Annotated in this window: 16 protein-coding genes; 9 read left to right on the forward strand and 7 right to left on the reverse strand. The window is 66.4% G+C overall.

Going from position 1 to position 14,149, the window contains the following annotated elements:
- The 3 genes from OKA11_RS08135 to OKA11_RS08145 all read right to left on the reverse strand — a co-directional run.
- On the reverse strand, positions 1 to 808 hold an 808-nt coding region (locus tag OKA11_RS08135; RefSeq protein WP_267219737.1), incomplete at its 3' end, for an MCP four helix bundle domain-containing protein.
- 193 nt (positions 809 to 1,001) lie between these two features.
- Positions 1,002 to 1,838: a flagellin gene (locus tag OKA11_RS08140; protein WP_267219738.1), complete on the reverse strand. Its 837-nt coding sequence runs from the start codon at positions 1,836 to 1,838 to the stop codon at positions 1,002 to 1,004.
- Between the two features lie 372 nt (positions 1,839 to 2,210).
- Positions 2,211 to 3,161: a zinc-ribbon domain-containing protein gene (locus OKA11_RS08145; RefSeq protein ID WP_267219739.1), complete on the reverse strand. Its 951-nt coding sequence runs from the start codon at positions 3,159 to 3,161 to the stop codon at positions 2,211 to 2,213.
- A gap of 161 nt (positions 3,162 to 3,322) precedes the next feature.
- Here OKA11_RS08145 and ftsE point away from each other — a divergent pair, with 161 nt between their 5' ends.
- From ftsE to OKA11_RS08165, 4 genes are all read left to right on the forward strand, one after another.
- Positions 3,323 to 4,036 carry a cell division ATP-binding protein FtsE gene (gene ftsE / locus OKA11_RS08150; protein WP_267219740.1) on the forward strand — a complete coding sequence of 238 codons (714 nt, stop codon included), beginning with the start codon at positions 3,323 to 3,325 and terminating at the stop codon, positions 4,034 to 4,036.
- On the forward strand, positions 4,033 to 4,980 hold the full coding sequence (locus tag OKA11_RS08155) for a cell division FtsX domain-containing protein (protein ID WP_379489428.1): 948 nt from the start codon (positions 4,033 to 4,035) through the stop codon (positions 4,978 to 4,980). Before ftsE ends, OKA11_RS08155 begins: the two co-directional genes overlap by 4 nt.
- Positions 4,981 to 5,009: 29 nt before the next feature.
- Positions 5,010 to 5,561, forward strand: a complete 552-nt coding sequence (locus OKA11_RS08160; protein WP_267219741.1) for a YdcF family protein — start codon at positions 5,010 to 5,012, stop codon at positions 5,559 to 5,561.
- 95 nt (positions 5,562 to 5,656) lie between these two features.
- On the forward strand, positions 5,657 to 6,322 hold the full coding sequence (locus OKA11_RS08165) for a lysophospholipid acyltransferase family protein (RefSeq protein WP_267219986.1): 666 nt from the start codon (positions 5,657 to 5,659) through the stop codon (positions 6,320 to 6,322).
- A gap of 54 nt (positions 6,323 to 6,376) precedes the next feature.
- Here the strand turns inward: OKA11_RS08165 and OKA11_RS08170 are convergent, their stop codons facing one another.
- Entirely contained in the window at positions 6,377 to 7,294 is a 918-nt protein-coding gene (locus tag OKA11_RS08170) for a prephenate/arogenate dehydrogenase family protein (protein ID WP_267219742.1), read from the reverse strand.
- Positions 7,291 to 8,409 (reverse strand): histidinol-phosphate transaminase, encoded by a 1,119-nt coding sequence (hisC, locus tag OKA11_RS08175; protein ID WP_267219743.1) that lies wholly within the window; start codon positions 8,407 to 8,409, stop codon positions 7,291 to 7,293. The genes OKA11_RS08170 and hisC overlap by 4 nt, the downstream gene beginning before the upstream one ends.
- A gap of 169 nt (positions 8,410 to 8,578) precedes the next feature.
- Here hisC and metX point away from each other — a divergent pair, with 169 nt between their 5' ends.
- The 5 genes from metX to OKA11_RS08200 all read left to right on the forward strand — a co-directional run bounded on the left by metX (position 8,579) and on the right by OKA11_RS08200 (position 12,908).
- Positions 8,579 to 9,718 (forward strand): homoserine O-acetyltransferase MetX, encoded by a 1,140-nt coding sequence (gene metX / locus OKA11_RS08180; protein ID WP_267219987.1) that lies wholly within the window; start codon positions 8,579 to 8,581, stop codon positions 9,716 to 9,718.
- A complete protein-coding gene (locus tag OKA11_RS08185; RefSeq protein ID WP_267219744.1) occupies positions 9,711 to 10,148 on the forward strand; it encodes a GNAT family N-acetyltransferase in 438 nt (145 codons plus the stop codon). The genes metX and OKA11_RS08185 overlap by 8 nt, the downstream gene beginning before the upstream one ends.
- Positions 10,148 to 10,738: a methionine biosynthesis protein MetW gene (gene metW / locus OKA11_RS08190; RefSeq protein WP_267219745.1), complete on the forward strand. Its 591-nt coding sequence runs from the start codon at positions 10,148 to 10,150 to the stop codon at positions 10,736 to 10,738. The genes OKA11_RS08185 and metW overlap by 1 nt, the downstream gene beginning before the upstream one ends.
- Before the next feature lie 448 nt (positions 10,739 to 11,186).
- Positions 11,187 to 12,173, forward strand: a complete 987-nt coding sequence (locus OKA11_RS08195; RefSeq protein WP_267219746.1) for a sterol desaturase family protein — start codon at positions 11,187 to 11,189, stop codon at positions 12,171 to 12,173.
- Positions 12,174 to 12,293: 120 nt separating this feature from the next.
- Positions 12,294 to 12,908: a hypothetical protein gene (locus OKA11_RS08200; RefSeq protein ID WP_267219747.1), complete on the forward strand. Its 615-nt coding sequence runs from the start codon at positions 12,294 to 12,296 to the stop codon at positions 12,906 to 12,908.
- Positions 12,909 to 13,072: 164 nt separating this feature from the next.
- Here OKA11_RS08200 and OKA11_RS08205 read toward each other — a convergent pair whose 3' ends face one another.
- Positions 13,073 to 13,462, reverse strand: a complete 390-nt coding sequence (locus OKA11_RS08205) for a VOC family protein (RefSeq protein WP_267219748.1) — start codon at positions 13,460 to 13,462, stop codon at positions 13,073 to 13,075.
- A gap of 56 nt (positions 13,463 to 13,518) precedes the next feature.
- Positions 13,519 to 13,902 carry a VOC family protein gene (locus OKA11_RS08210; RefSeq protein ID WP_267219749.1) on the reverse strand — a complete coding sequence of 128 codons (384 nt, stop codon included), beginning with the start codon at positions 13,900 to 13,902 and terminating at the stop codon, positions 13,519 to 13,521.
- Positions 13,903 to 14,149: the final 247 nt, after the last annotated feature.

Consider the following 14,149-nt stretch of genomic DNA (forward strand, 5'->3'; position numbering starts at 1 on the left):
TGCGCGCGTCGATCTCGGCGCGGGCCTGGGCGGCAACGCGGAACTGCTCGACCGCCTCGGCGATCTCGCCGATCTCGTCGCCGCGTTCGCGGTAGGGCACGTCGACATGGCCGCCTTCGGCGAGCGAGGTGGTGACATGGGCGATGCGCGTCATCGGCGCTGCGACCGAGCGGTTGATCAGGAGCCAGATGAAGACGATGCCGGTCATGCTGATGCCGGCGAGAGCGATGGCGAGGAAGGTTGCCTGCTCGGCCGCGGCGTCGCCGTCCTTGGCCTTGGCCGCGGTGCTGTCGCGCAGGGTGCTGATCAGCTTCTCGGTCTGCTCGATGGTGTCGTGCGAGGCGTCCTTGCCTTCCTTCTTGATCATCGCCATGGCGCCGGGGAAGTCGCCGCGGGTGCGCAAGTCGAAGGTGCGCTTGTTGACCTCCTTCAGCGTCTGGGCGTTGCGGCGCAGCAGGGCGATGTCGGAATCGAAGGCGGGATCGGCAACGCCGGCAAAGACCTCGATCGACTTGTCGAGCGCGGCTTCGCCCTTGGCGAGACGCTCGTTCAGCTTGGCGGCGTCCTCGGCGCTGGCGGCGTTGTAGTAGCTATAGACGACGATCCGCAGTTCCTTGACGTCGCTGATGACGTCGACCAGCGCGGACATCCCCCCGATGCCCTTCTCGACGTGGGTCTGCGCGATCGCATTGAGCTCGCGGGTGGCCAGGTAGCCGTTGATGCCGACAGCGGCGATCATGAGATTGATGATGGAGAAGGCAGCCCACAACTTTTTGGGCAAGCTCCAGTTGTCTAGGAAATCAAGCATCTTGGTCCATTTCCGGCTTGAAAACGGCCGCTCCCCCATTGGTGGGCCATGATTATTATAGAAGGGCGCGGCGGGGCAGCCTCGGCGCGGGGGCCGGGAAACGCCCAAAAAAAGAGGCCGGGGCGGCGAACCACCCCGGCCTCCATGACGTTCCGGCCTTTCGCCTGGGGGCTGAAAAGGCCGTCGGTCTTCCTTAACGGAAGAGCGACAGGATCGTCTGCGGCGCCTGGTTGGCGATCGACAGAGCCTGGACGCCCAGCTGCTGCTGGACCTGCAGGGCCTGCAGCTTCGCCGATTCCTTGGCGAGGTCCGCGTCGACGAGGTTACCGATGCCGGTTTCGATCACGTCGCTCAGGTTGCTGGTGAATTCCAGCTGGCCGTCGATCTGACGCGACTTGGCACCCAGCGTCGAGAGCTGCGTGTTGAGAGCGTCCGACAGCGCGTCGAGGTTGTCCACGGTCGACGCTGCGGCGGTGGCCGAAGCGAGGTCCGAGCTGCCCGACAGGCTGCTGAGGGTGGCCGAACCACCCGACAGGCCGCCGATGTTGACGCTGGAGACAGTCAGCAGGTTGCCGGTGTCGAGCGTCTGCAGCGAGCTCACCGAGCCGCCGCTGCTGTCGAGCAGGTTGACGCCGTTGAAGTCCGACGACGAGATGATCGAGTCGATCTGCGACTTGAGACCGTCGTAGTCCTTCTGGAGGGCTTCGAGGGTGCCCGAGTCGGTGGCCGAAGCTGCTTCGTAGGCCTTGGACTTCATGTCGTTGATGAGGTCCGAGATCTGCTCAGCGCCCGAAACCGCGACGTCGACAACCGACTTGGCGTTGTTGAGCGACGAGGTCACCGCGGTGAGACCACCCTGGTCGCCACGCAGGGTCTGGGCGACAGTGTACTTGGCCGAATCGTCCTTGGTCGAAGCAACGTTCAGACCAGTGTTGATGCGGCTCTGGGTGGTTTCCATGGAGCGGTTGGTAGCATTCAGCGACTGCAGAGCAGCCATTGCACCGGCATTGGTGTTGACGGAAAACGCCATTGGTTCATTCCTTCTTGAATGGTGAGGCCGAGTTCTGCGGCCTGAACCGGAGTACGCCGGTCCGCGTGCGATCCTGTTTCTTCAGGTCCGCATGACTCTTCTAGGAAGGGGGCGCGATGGTCGGTGCAGGGCGCGCGAATTATTTGACAGGGGTGTCGCAACATGCGGCAAGATTTGCCGGTCCGGGGGCGGGCTGTGCCGAAATGGGCAGCATTACGCGGGCGTGCGGCAGGGTTCGCAGGGCGCAGGGAAAAACCTGCCGCTATCGAGCGATAGAGTGCCGGGGGCGGCAGGTCAGCGGCGGGAACGGAGGGGCTCGGTGGAGGCTCTGCCCGCCGGGCTACCGCGAGGCCGCCTCCGGCCCGTGTGGGGTCAGTCGGGCTTCCAGCCGATCTCGGCGGCGGCAGCGGACTTGGGAATGTCGGTCAGCGCTTCGTTGACGGTGATCGCCTCGCCCGGCTTCAGCTTGCGCTTGGAGGGGACGAGTTCCTTTTCGTAGACGATGCGGTCGCGCTTGTCGCGCAGCGCCACCAGCAGCGAGGGCACGTAGCGGGTCTCGCTGCCGGTATTGCTGATCGTGCCGGAGACCGAGAAGAACTCGCTGCCATCGGGCAGGGGCTTGCGGTCCTGGCGCTTGCGCGGGAAGTCCAGCTGGAGGTCGGCGGGGGCCTTCGAGAAGGTCTGCGTCGGGATCGGCAGCCAGTCGGGCAGGCCGCCGAAAGCGACCGCGCCGGTCAGTGCCAGCGTCGCCCCGGCAAACACCACCGAGGCGATCGTCGCCAGCTTGGCCCAGTTGCGGCGCGGGCGGAACGGCGGCGCGAAATCGAAGCTCGACGGCCCCTCGTCGGCATAGTGCGGCGCGGTGGTGTCGTCGTAGTAGCCGGCAGCCTTGCGCGCGGCGGATGCGGTGCCGACCGGCGCGGCGACCGGATCGCTTTCCGGTTCCGGCGCGGCTTCCGGTGAGGGCGCTGCCGGTGAGGGCACCCGCACGGCGGGCATTCGCGGCGGGATCGAGAAGCCCGGCGCGGGCTCGGCCGCGTGGGCATAGGCAGGCTGTGCGGAGCCATGCTGCGGGGCGGCAGGCTGAACGGCGGCAGGAGCGGCCTGCGCGGGCGCGGGTTCGGGCCGCGCGGCGACCGGCTGCTGCGATGTTGCCGGGACTGCTGGCGCGGCGCCGGCCGTCTCCATCGCGCTGTCGATGGCGGGGCCTTCCTGGAACCAGCTGTGGCGACACTTGGCGCAGCGCACGGTGCGGCCATCGATACCGACCGCGCTGTCCGGCACGGCATAACGCGTAGAGCAAGCGGGGCAGGCGATAATCATGGTCTCGAAACTATAAGCACGACTGACTCGCCCCCGACAAGCGCCAGACCTGTGGGCACAGGCCGGAGCGCTCTTTTTTCCACACTGAATGCGGGTTAGGTGTGGATAGTCGCCCGTTCGGATCGACTTGTCCCCTGATTAGGCTTTTAGACCAGACGAGCATGACCGCGGACGGCGAAATCATCCATTTTGACAATGTCGGCCTGCGCTATGGCACCGATCGCGAGGTGCTGAGCGACCTGACCTTCACGCTGTTCGCCGGACGTTTCTATTTCCTCACCGGGGCAAGCGGCGCCGGCAAGACCTCGTTGCTGCGCTTGCTCTATCTCTCCCAGCGCCCCTCGCGCGGGGCGATCCGCATGTTCGGCACCGATGCCATTACATTGCCGCGTGCGCGCCTGCCGGTGCTGCGGCGGCGGATCGGCGTGGTGTTCCAGGACTTCCGCCTGATCCCGCACTTGTCCGCCTTCGACAACGTGGCGCTGCCCTTGCGTGTCGCCGGGCATCAGGAGCGCGACATCTTCGGGCCGGTGCGCGACATCCTCGAATGGGTGGGCCTGGCCGATCGGCTGGATGCGCGGCCCGCCACGCTTTCGGGCGGCGAACAGCAGCGCGTCGCCATCGCCCGCGCGGTGATCGCCCGGCCCGCGATGCTGGTGGCCGACGAGCCGACCGGCAACGTCGATCCCGAGATGGCGCAAAAGCTCATGCGTCTGTTCGAGATGCTCAACCGGCAGGGGACGACGGTGGTGGTCGCCACCCACGATCTCGACCTGCTGCGCAAGGTGTCGGACAGCCTGATCATGCGGCTCGATCGCGGGCGGCTCTCCGATCCCACCGGGGCGCTGCGCTATCCGCCGAGGAAACCGGCATGATCTTCGCCAAGGCTCCGGCGGACGGCGCCCCGCGGCTCGGCTGGCGGCGGCTCGGCGTGCGCAGCGCCGAACTGGTGCCGCAGGCGCGCATGGCAGGGCCGATGCCCTGGGTGATCGCGATCATGGTGGCGCTGACCGCCATCGCGCTTGCCGCCGGGCTTGCCATCGGTAATGCGGTAACCTCCGCCCGCGCCGAGATCGAGGGCGGGGTGACCGTCCAGCTGCTCGAACCGCGCGCGGACGTGCGGGCGCGCGAGACCCGCGCGGCGATCGATGCCCTCAAGCGCCAGCCGCGCATCGCCGGGCTCAGGCAGGTTCCTCAGGCCGAGCTCGATGCGCTGATCGAACCCTGGCTGGGTACCGAGATCGCGGCGCCCGGCAGCACCGGCTCGGCCATCCCGGTGCCCGCGCTGATCGACGTGCGGCTGAACGGAGCCGCCACGCCCGAGCGGCTGAAGGCGCTGGAAACGGTGCTGGCCCCGGTCGCCCCCTCGGCCCGCATCGATGCCCAGGCCAGCTGGCTGAAGCCGGTGTTCGACGCGATGGTCTCGCTGCAGGTCCTGGCGATCGCCCTGGTGGCGCTCCTGGCCTTTGCACTGGCGGCGGCGGTCCTGCTGGCGGCGCGCTCGGCGCTGGGCGCCAACCGCGAGGTGATCGAGATCGTCCACTTGCTCGGCGGCACCGATGCCCAGGTCGCGCGGGTATTCCAGCGCTCGATCGGGCTCGACGCGGCGGGCGGCGGCGCGGTCGGGCTGGCACTGGCGATGGTGGTGATCCTCTCGATCGGGCGGCGTTTCGGCGGCCTCGGCGCCGGCATGGTGGACAGCGGCGCGCTGGTCTGGACCGACTGGTTGCTGCTGGCGCTGGTGCCGCTGCTCTCCACTGTGCTGGCGATGCTGACGGCGCGTTTCACAGTGCTGCATGCCTTGCGCAAGATGCTATAGTGCCCACGGATTTGTAACGTAGCTCGCTCATGTTCCGTCGTACCGCTGCCTTCCTGCTGCTGTTCTGGCTGTTCGGCTTCATCTGGTTTGCCGTTGCGCTGCCGGATCCCCTGCCGCTGTCCGAACGTACCGATGCCGTGATCGTGCTCACCGGCAGCCGCGGGCGGATCGAGCGCTCGCTGGCGGTGCTGGCCCACAAGGGCGCGCCGCGCCTGCTGATCTCGGGTGTCGACCGCGAGGTGCGCCCCGGCGAACTGGCGGCCCAGTACCGTATTCCCGATGCGCTGATGAAGTGCTGCATCACGCTGGGGTACGAGGCCTACGACACCCGCTCCAACGCGCTGGAAGCGGAAGACTGGATCATCCGCCACAAGGTCCGCTCGGTCCGGCTGGTCACCGCCGACTGGCACATGCGGCGCGCCGCCTACGAACTGGCGCGCGAACTGCCCAAGGGCGTGGTCATCCGCGCGGATGCGGTGCCCTCGCACCCCAGCCTCGGCATCCTCTTTCTCGAATTCCACAAGTACATCGGGCGCATGGCGCTCGATACCTGGAACAGTCCTCCCTGGAAGAAATCTTGACCCGCAATTCGCCCGAAATCACGCCGGATACGCCTGCCACCCCGCTCGACGTGATCCGCAGCCTGGTGTTCTACCTGGTGTTCTATCCCGGCACGATGGTCTGCGTGATGCTGGTCTGGCTGGCCTCGCTGATCGGCGACGGGCCGATGCGCGCGCGCGTGCGCGGCTGGGCGCATTTCCACCGCCTGTGCTGCCGCTGGATCCTGGGCATCGGGCTGCGGATCGAGGGCGAGGTGCCGGAAGGCGGCGTGCTGGTGGCGCTGCGCCACGAGAGTTTCTTCGAAGCGATCGACCTGCCGATGCTGCTGCGCCTGCCGGTGCCGTTCCCCAAGGCCGAACTGATGGACATTCCCGGCTGGGGCTGGGCGGCAAGCCACTACGGCGCCGTCACCGTCTCGCGCGAGGAAGGGGCCAAGGCGCTCAGGGCGATGGTTTCCTCGGCGCGCGGTTTCGCGGCGCAGGGCCGTCCGCTGGCGATCTTCCCCGAAGGCACCCGCGTGCGCAGCGGTGTCGTGGCGCCGTTGCAATCCGGCTTTGCCGGGATCTACAAGCTGGTGAACCTGCCGGTGGTGCCGGTGGCGGTCGATTCCGGGCGGTTCTACCATCGGCGCTGGAAGAAACCCGGCACCGTGGTGATGCGCTTCGGCGCGCGTATCGAGACCGGACTCCCGCGCGAGGAGATCGAGACGCGCGTGCAAGCGGCGATCAATGCATTGAACCCGCACTACTCGGCGGCCGAGGGGGCTGCGGCGGGAGGCTGAGCGTTTCAGGCGGCGGCACCCGGACGAGTGCCGCGCAGGCCTGCGATTTGCCCGTTACTTCTCGTTTTCGTGATCGTTGCGCCCGAAGTCGGGGCGGGAATCGTCCTGCCCTTCCTCGATGATCGAGCGGCGAATCGCGCGGGTGCGCTTGAACTGGTCGAACAGCATGTCGCCGTCGCCCACGCGGATCGCGCGTTGCAGCGCGGTTAGGTCCTCGGTGAAGCGCTGGAGCATCGTCAGCACCGCATCCTTGTTGGACAGGAACACGTCGCGCCACATCGTCGGGTCGGAAGCGGCGATGCGCGTGAAGTCGCGGAAGCCGCCTGCCGAATACTTGATGACCTCGCTCTGCGTCACGTCCTCGAGGTCGGAGGCGGTGCCGACAATGGTATAGGCGATGAGGTGCGGCAGGTGACTGGTGACGGCGAGTACGAGGTCGTGATGCTCGGGCGTCATGATCTCGACATTGGCGCCGAGGGCCTCCCAGAAGCCGACGAGATCGCTCAGCTTGAGCATGTCGGTGGTGGCAGGCGGGGTGACGATGCACCAGCGGTTGCGGAACAGGTGCGCGAATCCGGCGTCGGGACCGGAGTTCTCGGTGCCGGCAACGGGGTGCGCGGGGATCACCATGTGATCGGGCAGCGCCGCGCCAAGGTCGCGGGCGATCGCCTGCTTGCTGGAACCGACATCGCTGACGAGGCAATGCGCGGGCAGTGCCTCGCGGACTTGCTCGGCGGCCATGCCCATGGCGCCGGGCGGTACGCAGAAGATCACCAGATCGGCATTGCGCACGGCGTCCGCAGGCGTCTCGCAGACTTCGTCCACCAGTCCGCGCTCGGCGGCGCGGGCGCGGTGGGCGGGGCTGACATCGTAGCCGGTGGTGCGGGCGCGGGGCAGGTAGGCCTTGACCGCAAGGCCGATGGAGCCGCCCTGAAGGCCAAGCCCGATGATCGCGATAGTGCTGAAGCTCACTTGGTTGCTTCCGCCATCTCGCGCAAGGCCGCGGCGATCGCGTCCATGTCTTCCGGCTTGCCGATGGTGATGCGCAGCGCTTGCGGCAGGCCCTGACCCGGCAGCCAGCGCACGATGTAGCCGCGGTCCGCCAGGCCGTCGAACGCGGCCTCGGCACTCAGCGCGCCTTCGAACAGCACCAGCACGAAGTTCGCCTGGCTGGGCAGCGGACGCAGCCCGTGGTTGCCGAGCGCGGTCAGCTTGCTGACGAAGCGGGCGCGCTCGTCGCGGTTGTGGACGCGGCTGGCCTCGACGAAGCTATCGTCCCCGAGCGCGGCCAGCGCCATCGCCTGCCCGGTGGCCGAGACGTTGAACGGCCCGCGAATGCGGTTGAGCGTGGCGACCAGTCCCGGCGCGCCGGTGGCCCAGCCGATGCGTTCTCCTGCAAGGCCGAAGATCTTCGAGAAGGTGCGCGTGACCAGCACGTTGTCGTGCGCGGCGGCCAGCGCCAGCGAACCGTCGTCATCCTCGGGCGCGACATATTCGCCGTAAGCCTGGTCGAGCACCAGCAGCACGTCGGCCGGAAGCCCGGCGTGGAGGCGCGCGATCTCGCCCCCCGGCAGGTAGGAGCCGGTCGGGTTGTTGGGATTGGCGACAAAGACCACGCGGGTCTTGTCGGTGACCAGGGCCAGCAGCGCGTCGACATCGGTGCCGTAGTCGGCATCGGGGGCGACAATCGGCGTGGCGCCGCAGCGGCGCGCGGCGATGTCGTAGACCGAGAAGCCATAGCGCACGTAGATCACTTCGTCGCCGAGCCCCGCATAGCCTTGTGCTGCAAGGTTGAGCAGTTCGTCGGAGCCGGTGCCCATCACCACGCGGGCGGCATCGAGCCCGTGCTTCGCCGCGATGGCGGCGCGCAATGCGGTGCTGTCCGGATCGGGATAGAGCGCCGGGGCCTGTGCCCGCGCCTCAAGGGCGCGGGCGCTGGTGCCGAGCGGGTTCTCGTTGGCCGAGAGCTTGATCAGCGGCTTGCCGTCCTTGCCTTTCGACTTGCCGGGCACATAGGCATGGATCGCGTCGATCCACGGCTTGGGCTGCGGGGCTTGGCGAGTGACGATGGTCTGGCTGTCGGTCATGATGGGCGGGCTATTAGCCCAGCAGGCGCGCGATGGACAGAGGGCGAATGGCCCCCGAAACGCGGATTGAGAACTTCGCGCGGTAACGAAAATGCGCACTCACGCACTTTTCAAACCGGCCAGAACAATTGACAGCGGGCAGGCGGTCCCCCACTTGGCTCAGTTCATCATGGCAAGCACGCAGATCACCGACTCCAGTCAGGTTCTTGAACTGACCCAGCCGCTCCCGCTCGATGGCGGGCAGAGCCTTCCCGATGCGCGCATCGCCTACGAGACGCACGGCACGCTGAATGCGGCTAAAGACAACGCGATCCTGATCTGCCACGCGCTGACCGGGGACCACCACGTCGTCTCCAACCACCCCAAGACCGGCAAGCCCGGCTGGTGGGTGCGCATGGTCGGCCCCGGCAAGCCGATCGACACCGACCGTTTCTTCGTGATCTGCGCCAATGTCATCGGCTCCTGCATGGGCTCCACCGGCCCGGCCAGCCTTGCCGAAGACGGCAAGCCCTGGGGCATGCGTTTCCCGGTCATCACCGTGCGCGACATGGTGCGCGGCCACGTCGCCCTGCTGGACGCGCTGGGGATCGAGAGCCTCTATGCCGTCGTCGGCGGATCGATGGGCGGGATGCAGGCGCTGAGCCTTGCCGCCAACTTTGCCGACCGCACCCGCGCGGCGCTGGTAATCGCCTCCACCGCGCGCCACTCGGCCCAGAACATCGCCTTCCACGAAGTGGGCCGCCAGTCGATCATGGCCGATCCCGAATGGCGCGACGGCGCATACTACGATCACGGCAAAGGGCCGGAGAAGGGCCTCTCCGTCGCGCGCATGGCCGCGCATATCACCTACCTGTCGGAAGCGGGCCTCACCGAGAAGTTCGGCCGCCGCCTGCAGGACCGCGAGGAAAAGACTTTCGGCTTCGACGCCGATTTCCAGATCGAGTCCTACCTGCGCTATCAGGGGCTGGCCTTTACCGACCGCTTCGATGCGAACTCGTACCTCTACATCACCCGCGCGATGGACTACTTCGACCTTGCCGAGGAGCATGGGGGCCTGCTCGCCAACGCTTTCGCCAAGTCGAAGGCGCGGTTCTGCCTCGTCAGCTTCGATACCGACTGGCTCTACCCGACGGCGGATTCGCGCAATGTCGTCCACGCGCTCAATGCCGCCGGGCTGCCGGTGAGCTTCGTCGAACTGTCCGCCCCTTACGGGCACGACTCGTTCCTGCTCGACGTGCCGGCGCTGGACCGCGTGGTCGAAGGATTCCTGAGTGAGACCTGCCGGGGAGAAGGCCGCCCAAATGCCTGATATCGAACTCAGCGACGACACCTCGCGGCTGGATATCGCGCGCATCCACGCCTGGCTGGCGTCGAGCTACTGGACGCCGGACATCGCGCGCGCGCAAGTCGAGCGCCAGATTGCCGGTTCGCACTGCCTTGGCGCCTACCTGCCGGATGGTACGATCGTCGCGTTTGCCCGCGTCATTTCCGACCGCGCCAGCTTCGCCTGGCTGGCCGACGTCTGGGTGGACGAGAGCGTGCGCGGGCAGGGCCTCGGCACCAAACTTGCCCGCTGGTTCGTCGAGCATCCCGACTATGCCGGCGTGCGCCGCTTCGGCCTTGCCACGAAGGACGCGCACGGCGTCTACGCAAAGCTCGGCTTCACCCCGCTGGCACGGCCCGACCGGCTGATGGAAAAGCTCTCCGGTCCCTTCGCCGCCATTCTGGAACAGGATTGATGAGCCTGCTGCGCCCCGACCTTGCGGTGATCGCCGCCAATGTTGCGCCGGGATCGCGTGTGCTCGACGTCGGCTGCGGCGACGGCACCTTGATGCAGGCCCTGCGCGACGACAAGCGCTGCGACGCGCGCGGCATGGAACTCGATTCCGCCGACGTCGGCCTCTGTGTCGGCAAGGGCCTGTCGGTGATCCAGGGCGATGCCGACAAGGACCTGGCCTTCTATCCCGACCAGTCGGTCGATTACGCGATCCTCTCGCAGACCTTGCAGACGACCATGCGTCCCGACGTGGTGCTGGAAGAACTGCTGCGCATCGGCCGCCGCGCCTTTGTCAGCTTCCCCAATTTCGCGCACTGGCGCGTGCGGCTCTCGTTGCTGTGGGGCGGGCGGATGCCGGTGACGCGCCTGCTGCCGATCCCCTGGTATGCGACGCCGAACATCCACCACCTCACTGTCGAGGATTTCCGCGAACTGGTGAAGGAGCGCGGGATCAAGGTGGAAGGCGCCTGGTTCCTCTCGGGCGACAAGCAGTGCAGCGCGGCGGCGGCCAACTTCCGCGCCGAACACGCGGTGTTTCTGCTCTCGCGTTAGGGCGTTTCCTAGGCGGCGTGGACTGCTCCAGACGCGGACGGGCCGGGCGGCCCTTCGCGGCCGAATGGCGCAAAATTCCCCCGCATTCCCAAGCTGGTTATGGTGCGTTGTCCCGGTGAAAGCCGGGCGCGCCGCGGGCCGCATTCGGTCCCTGCGGAGCGATTCGTTTCGCATTCGCACATGTGCGATTTTGCGTGCCGGAAACGCCCCCGCGCCAGCACCATGACCTTACAAAACGCCCGGATCATATGGTCAGACTTGCCAAAGGGCGCTCAGAATCTTGCGGAAATCCGCCAGTCTCGAGCGGTGACATGTCGTATCTGGATGTTGCGCGGCAACATCGTCATAATCCAGTAGACCTTGCGGCGAGTCCGTATTACCATACTCTCAATTAGTATTACTGAAGTGGGTAGCCGATTAATACGAAATTGATGCGAAGGGCAGGCGTATGGACGGAGTTCTCGTTGGCAAGAGGCTGATCGGCACGCAATCACCGGTGACGGTGGGATGGGAGAACATCCCGCGCGTCGAAGGCGGGCCCTTCAAGCAGCTGTTTTTCACCTGGTTTCAGCCCACCGTGCTCTTCGGACTGCTTGCCTTCTGGTACTACGCGCCCAATTCCATCGCCAAGGCATCGACCGCGATCGGCATCGGCATCGGCTTCAAGGTGCTGTTGCTGACGATGGAGTACTTCTTTCCCCGCTACGAAAGCTGGCGGCTGACCTGGAAGGAATTCACCACCGACCTGTTCTATGTCGGACTTGGCTATACCGCGCTGCGGCTGGTCGACAACTACATCGGCGACGGCGTGATGATCGAGGCGATCCAGCATGCCTTCAACTGGGAGAAGTTCAGCTGGTTCACCGGCCTGCCGCTGCTGCTCCAGGCGTTCCTGATCGCCTTCATCTTCGATTTCGGGCAGTACTGGATGCACCGGGGCATGCACAACTGGTACCCGCTGTGGTTGACCCATTCGGTGCACCACTACATCACCCAGCTCAACATCAACAAGGGCGCGGTGGGCAACCCCACCGAGTTGTTCCTGATTGGCCTGGGCATTGGCGGCTTCTTTGATTTCCTTCCGCGCGCCGCGATGCTGGCCGGGACCTTCGGCATGGCGATCAGCACCTACCAGCATATCAACGTGCGTTTCAACACGCCGCGCTGGTGGCGCTTCCTGTTCAACACCACCGAGCATCACAGCGTCCATCACTCGCGCGATTACGAGGCGAGCCGCAGCAACTATTCCAATACCTTCGTCTTCATCGACCGCATCTTCGGGACTTGCGTCGATGGTGAGGCCGAACTGCTCGGCATGGAAGGCGGCCGCCGCATGTCGATCCGCGAGCAGATGACTTACACTTTCACGGAAGGCTGGAAGACGCTGAAGGAAAAGGTCCGCCACCAGGAACCTGCCGCCGTTCCTGCCGAATGATCCGCGTGGGCGCGCTCCCGGCGCGCCCGCTTTCCTTTTGTCCATCCCCTGCATCCGCCGGCCCCCACCGGGCCGGCGGACCTCGAACCGGCGCGCCGCAAGGGCGCCAACGGAGATCGCATGCGCGCGCGTTTCATCGACTGGATCTGGCATGTCCGGGGCACTCTTGCCCTTGCCCCGCAGCAATCGGGCGAGGAGGCCTTTGACCGGCTGGAGCCCTTGTTCGGCGAAAGCGGCACCAGTCACCAGCGCAGCGGCGATACCCTGACCTTCAGCAAGAAGGACCAGGCCGCGCAGGACAAGATGTCGGTCTTTGACGGCGGCGTGCTCCGGATCGAGCAGGACGGGACGGGATCGGTGCTGCGCTACAATCTCACCAGCCGGGCGCTGCTGTTCTGCTTCCTCGCCCCGCTGCTGTTCCTCGCCTTCGGGCAGTTGACGGTGGCGCTGGGCAAGCTGGAAAGCCCCGCGGCAGAGGCGGGCAAGGAAGCGGGTGACAAGAAGGACGACAAGAAGCCGCCGGCGGCGATGAACCCGATCGACAAGTTCCTCGGCGCTCCGGAGCCCGAAAAGCCTGATGCTAAAAAGGACAAGGAAAAGGGCGCCGACAAGAAGCATTCGCCGACCTCGGCCTACGTCTTTGCGGCATTCTTCGCGGCGCTTTACATCATTGGCCGCATTCTCGAGGACCGGCTGGTCAGGAAGCTGTTCTGCAGGAAGTTGCGGGGGGTGTAGCGGGGGCTGCTGGCGACAATGACGCGCTTTCCCGGACAACGAGGGCAATTTCGCTGGTTGTCGATATTATGCCGGCATGCGGTGACGGGGAATTGTCACCGTTGCGGATGGACCCTCTCGGCCGGAGGGGGACATGCCTGCCAAGCGCCCTCCAGCCCCCCTTGTCAGCCGACCTTGAGCCCGCAGTAGATTCCCAGCTTGTTGCCGTCGGGATCGCGCATGTAGGCCCCGAAAGCGCCGCGAGCCTGCGGTTTGGCTTCGGGCGCGCCCTCGCAGGTGCCGCCATGGGCAAGGCCAGCCGCATGCCAGGCGCGCACGGTGGCTTCGTCGGGGGCTTCGAACAGCACAGTTCCGCCGTTGGCATGGGGCGCCGGATTGCCGTCGCGGGCCGGGCCGAGCATGAACTTGAAGCCTTCGACATCCCACAGCACGATCGGCCATTCGGGCGTCGACTGGCATGGCCCCACGCCGAGCGCGGCGAACGTCGCGTCGTAGAATTCGCGTGCCTTCTCAAGGTCATTGGTGCCGAGGCGCAGGCTCTTGAGGATCATCATGTCGCTCCCATGAGGCCCGGCCCGCGTCGCTTGCGCGGGCCGGTGCACAAGGCCGGTCAGCCCATGCGGTACATCGCGCAGAGCTTGTTGTTGTCGGGATCGCGCAAGTAGGCGAGGTAGAGCGTGCCGAACGGGAATTCGCGCGGTCCCGGCGCATCCTCGCAGCTCAGTCCGCCCGCCGCGCAGCCCGCAGCGTGCCAGGCGTCGACCGCTTCGGGGCTGTCCATCGAAAAGCCCACGGTGCCGCCATTGGCGAACGTCGCCGCCTTGCCGTCGAGCGGGCTGACGACCATGAAATTGGACCCGTTGTGGCCGTAAGCAAGCCGCCCGCCGGCTGGGTCGGTCATCAGCGGCGTCGCGCCCATGGTGGCGAACACGGCGTCGTAGAAGGTCTTGGCGGCGGCGAGGTCGTTGCTGCCGACGCAGATGTGGCTGAACATGTAAGCTTCCCTTGCGGTTGTCCGGTAAACGGGGGGGGCTGGATTTGCGTGCAGAGATGTCGGCCCGGCGCGCGGCAGGGTCAATCGCGGGCAGGACATTCAGCGGTGAATATCGCACCGGTGCTGGGGCGCCGCGCGGGTGCCGGGCAAGAGATTGATCCGGAATGGATTGCATACCGCCAAGGGCAATTGCATCCCGGCGGGAACGGCGCATGATCCTTTCCCAGTCCATGCGGCGGGTCCGCGT

The sequence above is a fragment of the Novosphingobium clariflavum genome (genome assembly GCF_026420865.1).
In the GTDB taxonomy this organism is placed as follows: domain Bacteria; phylum Pseudomonadota; class Alphaproteobacteria; order Sphingomonadales; family Sphingomonadaceae; genus Novosphingobium; species Novosphingobium clariflavum.

What these genes read in the sequence shown, in the direction of transcription:
- OKA11_RS08140 (WP_267219738.1), bottom strand. Translation starts at nt 1,838, where the DNA reads ATGGCGTTTTCCGTCAACACCAATGCCGGTGCAATGGCTGCTCTGCAG.
- OKA11_RS08145 (WP_267219739.1), bottom strand. Translation starts at nt 3,161, where the DNA reads ATGATTATCGCCTGCCCCGCTTGCTCTACGCGTTATGCCGTGCCGGAC.
- ftsE (WP_267219740.1), top strand. Translation starts at nt 3,323, where the DNA reads ATGACCGCGGACGGCGAAATCATCCATTTTGACAATGTCGGCCTGCGC.
- OKA11_RS08155 (WP_379489428.1), top strand. Translation starts at nt 4,033, where the DNA reads ATGATCTTCGCCAAGGCTCCGGCGGACGGCGCCCCGCGGCTCGGCTGG.
- OKA11_RS08160 (WP_267219741.1), top strand. Translation starts at nt 5,010, where the DNA reads ATGTTCCGTCGTACCGCTGCCTTCCTGCTGCTGTTCTGGCTGTTCGGC.
- OKA11_RS08165 (WP_267219986.1), top strand. Translation starts at nt 5,657, where the DNA reads ATGGTCTGCGTGATGCTGGTCTGGCTGGCCTCGCTGATCGGCGACGGG.
- hisC (WP_267219743.1), bottom strand. Translation starts at nt 8,409, where the DNA reads ATGACCGACAGCCAGACCATCGTCACTCGCCAAGCCCCGCAGCCCAAG.
- metX (WP_267219987.1), top strand. Translation starts at nt 8,579, where the DNA reads ATGGCAAGCACGCAGATCACCGACTCCAGTCAGGTTCTTGAACTGACC.
- OKA11_RS08185 (WP_267219744.1), top strand. Translation starts at nt 9,711, where the DNA reads ATGCCTGATATCGAACTCAGCGACGACACCTCGCGGCTGGATATCGCG.
- metW (WP_267219745.1), top strand. Translation starts at nt 10,148, where the DNA reads ATGAGCCTGCTGCGCCCCGACCTTGCGGTGATCGCCGCCAATGTTGCG.
- OKA11_RS08195 (WP_267219746.1), top strand. Translation starts at nt 11,187, where the DNA reads ATGGACGGAGTTCTCGTTGGCAAGAGGCTGATCGGCACGCAATCACCG.
- OKA11_RS08200 (WP_267219747.1), top strand. Translation starts at nt 12,294, where the DNA reads ATGCGCGCGCGTTTCATCGACTGGATCTGGCATGTCCGGGGCACTCTT.
- OKA11_RS08205 (WP_267219748.1), bottom strand. Translation starts at nt 13,462, where the DNA reads ATGATGATCCTCAAGAGCCTGCGCCTCGGCACCAATGACCTTGAGAAG.
- OKA11_RS08210 (WP_267219749.1), bottom strand. Translation starts at nt 13,902, where the DNA reads ATGTTCAGCCACATCTGCGTCGGCAGCAACGACCTCGCCGCCGCCAAG.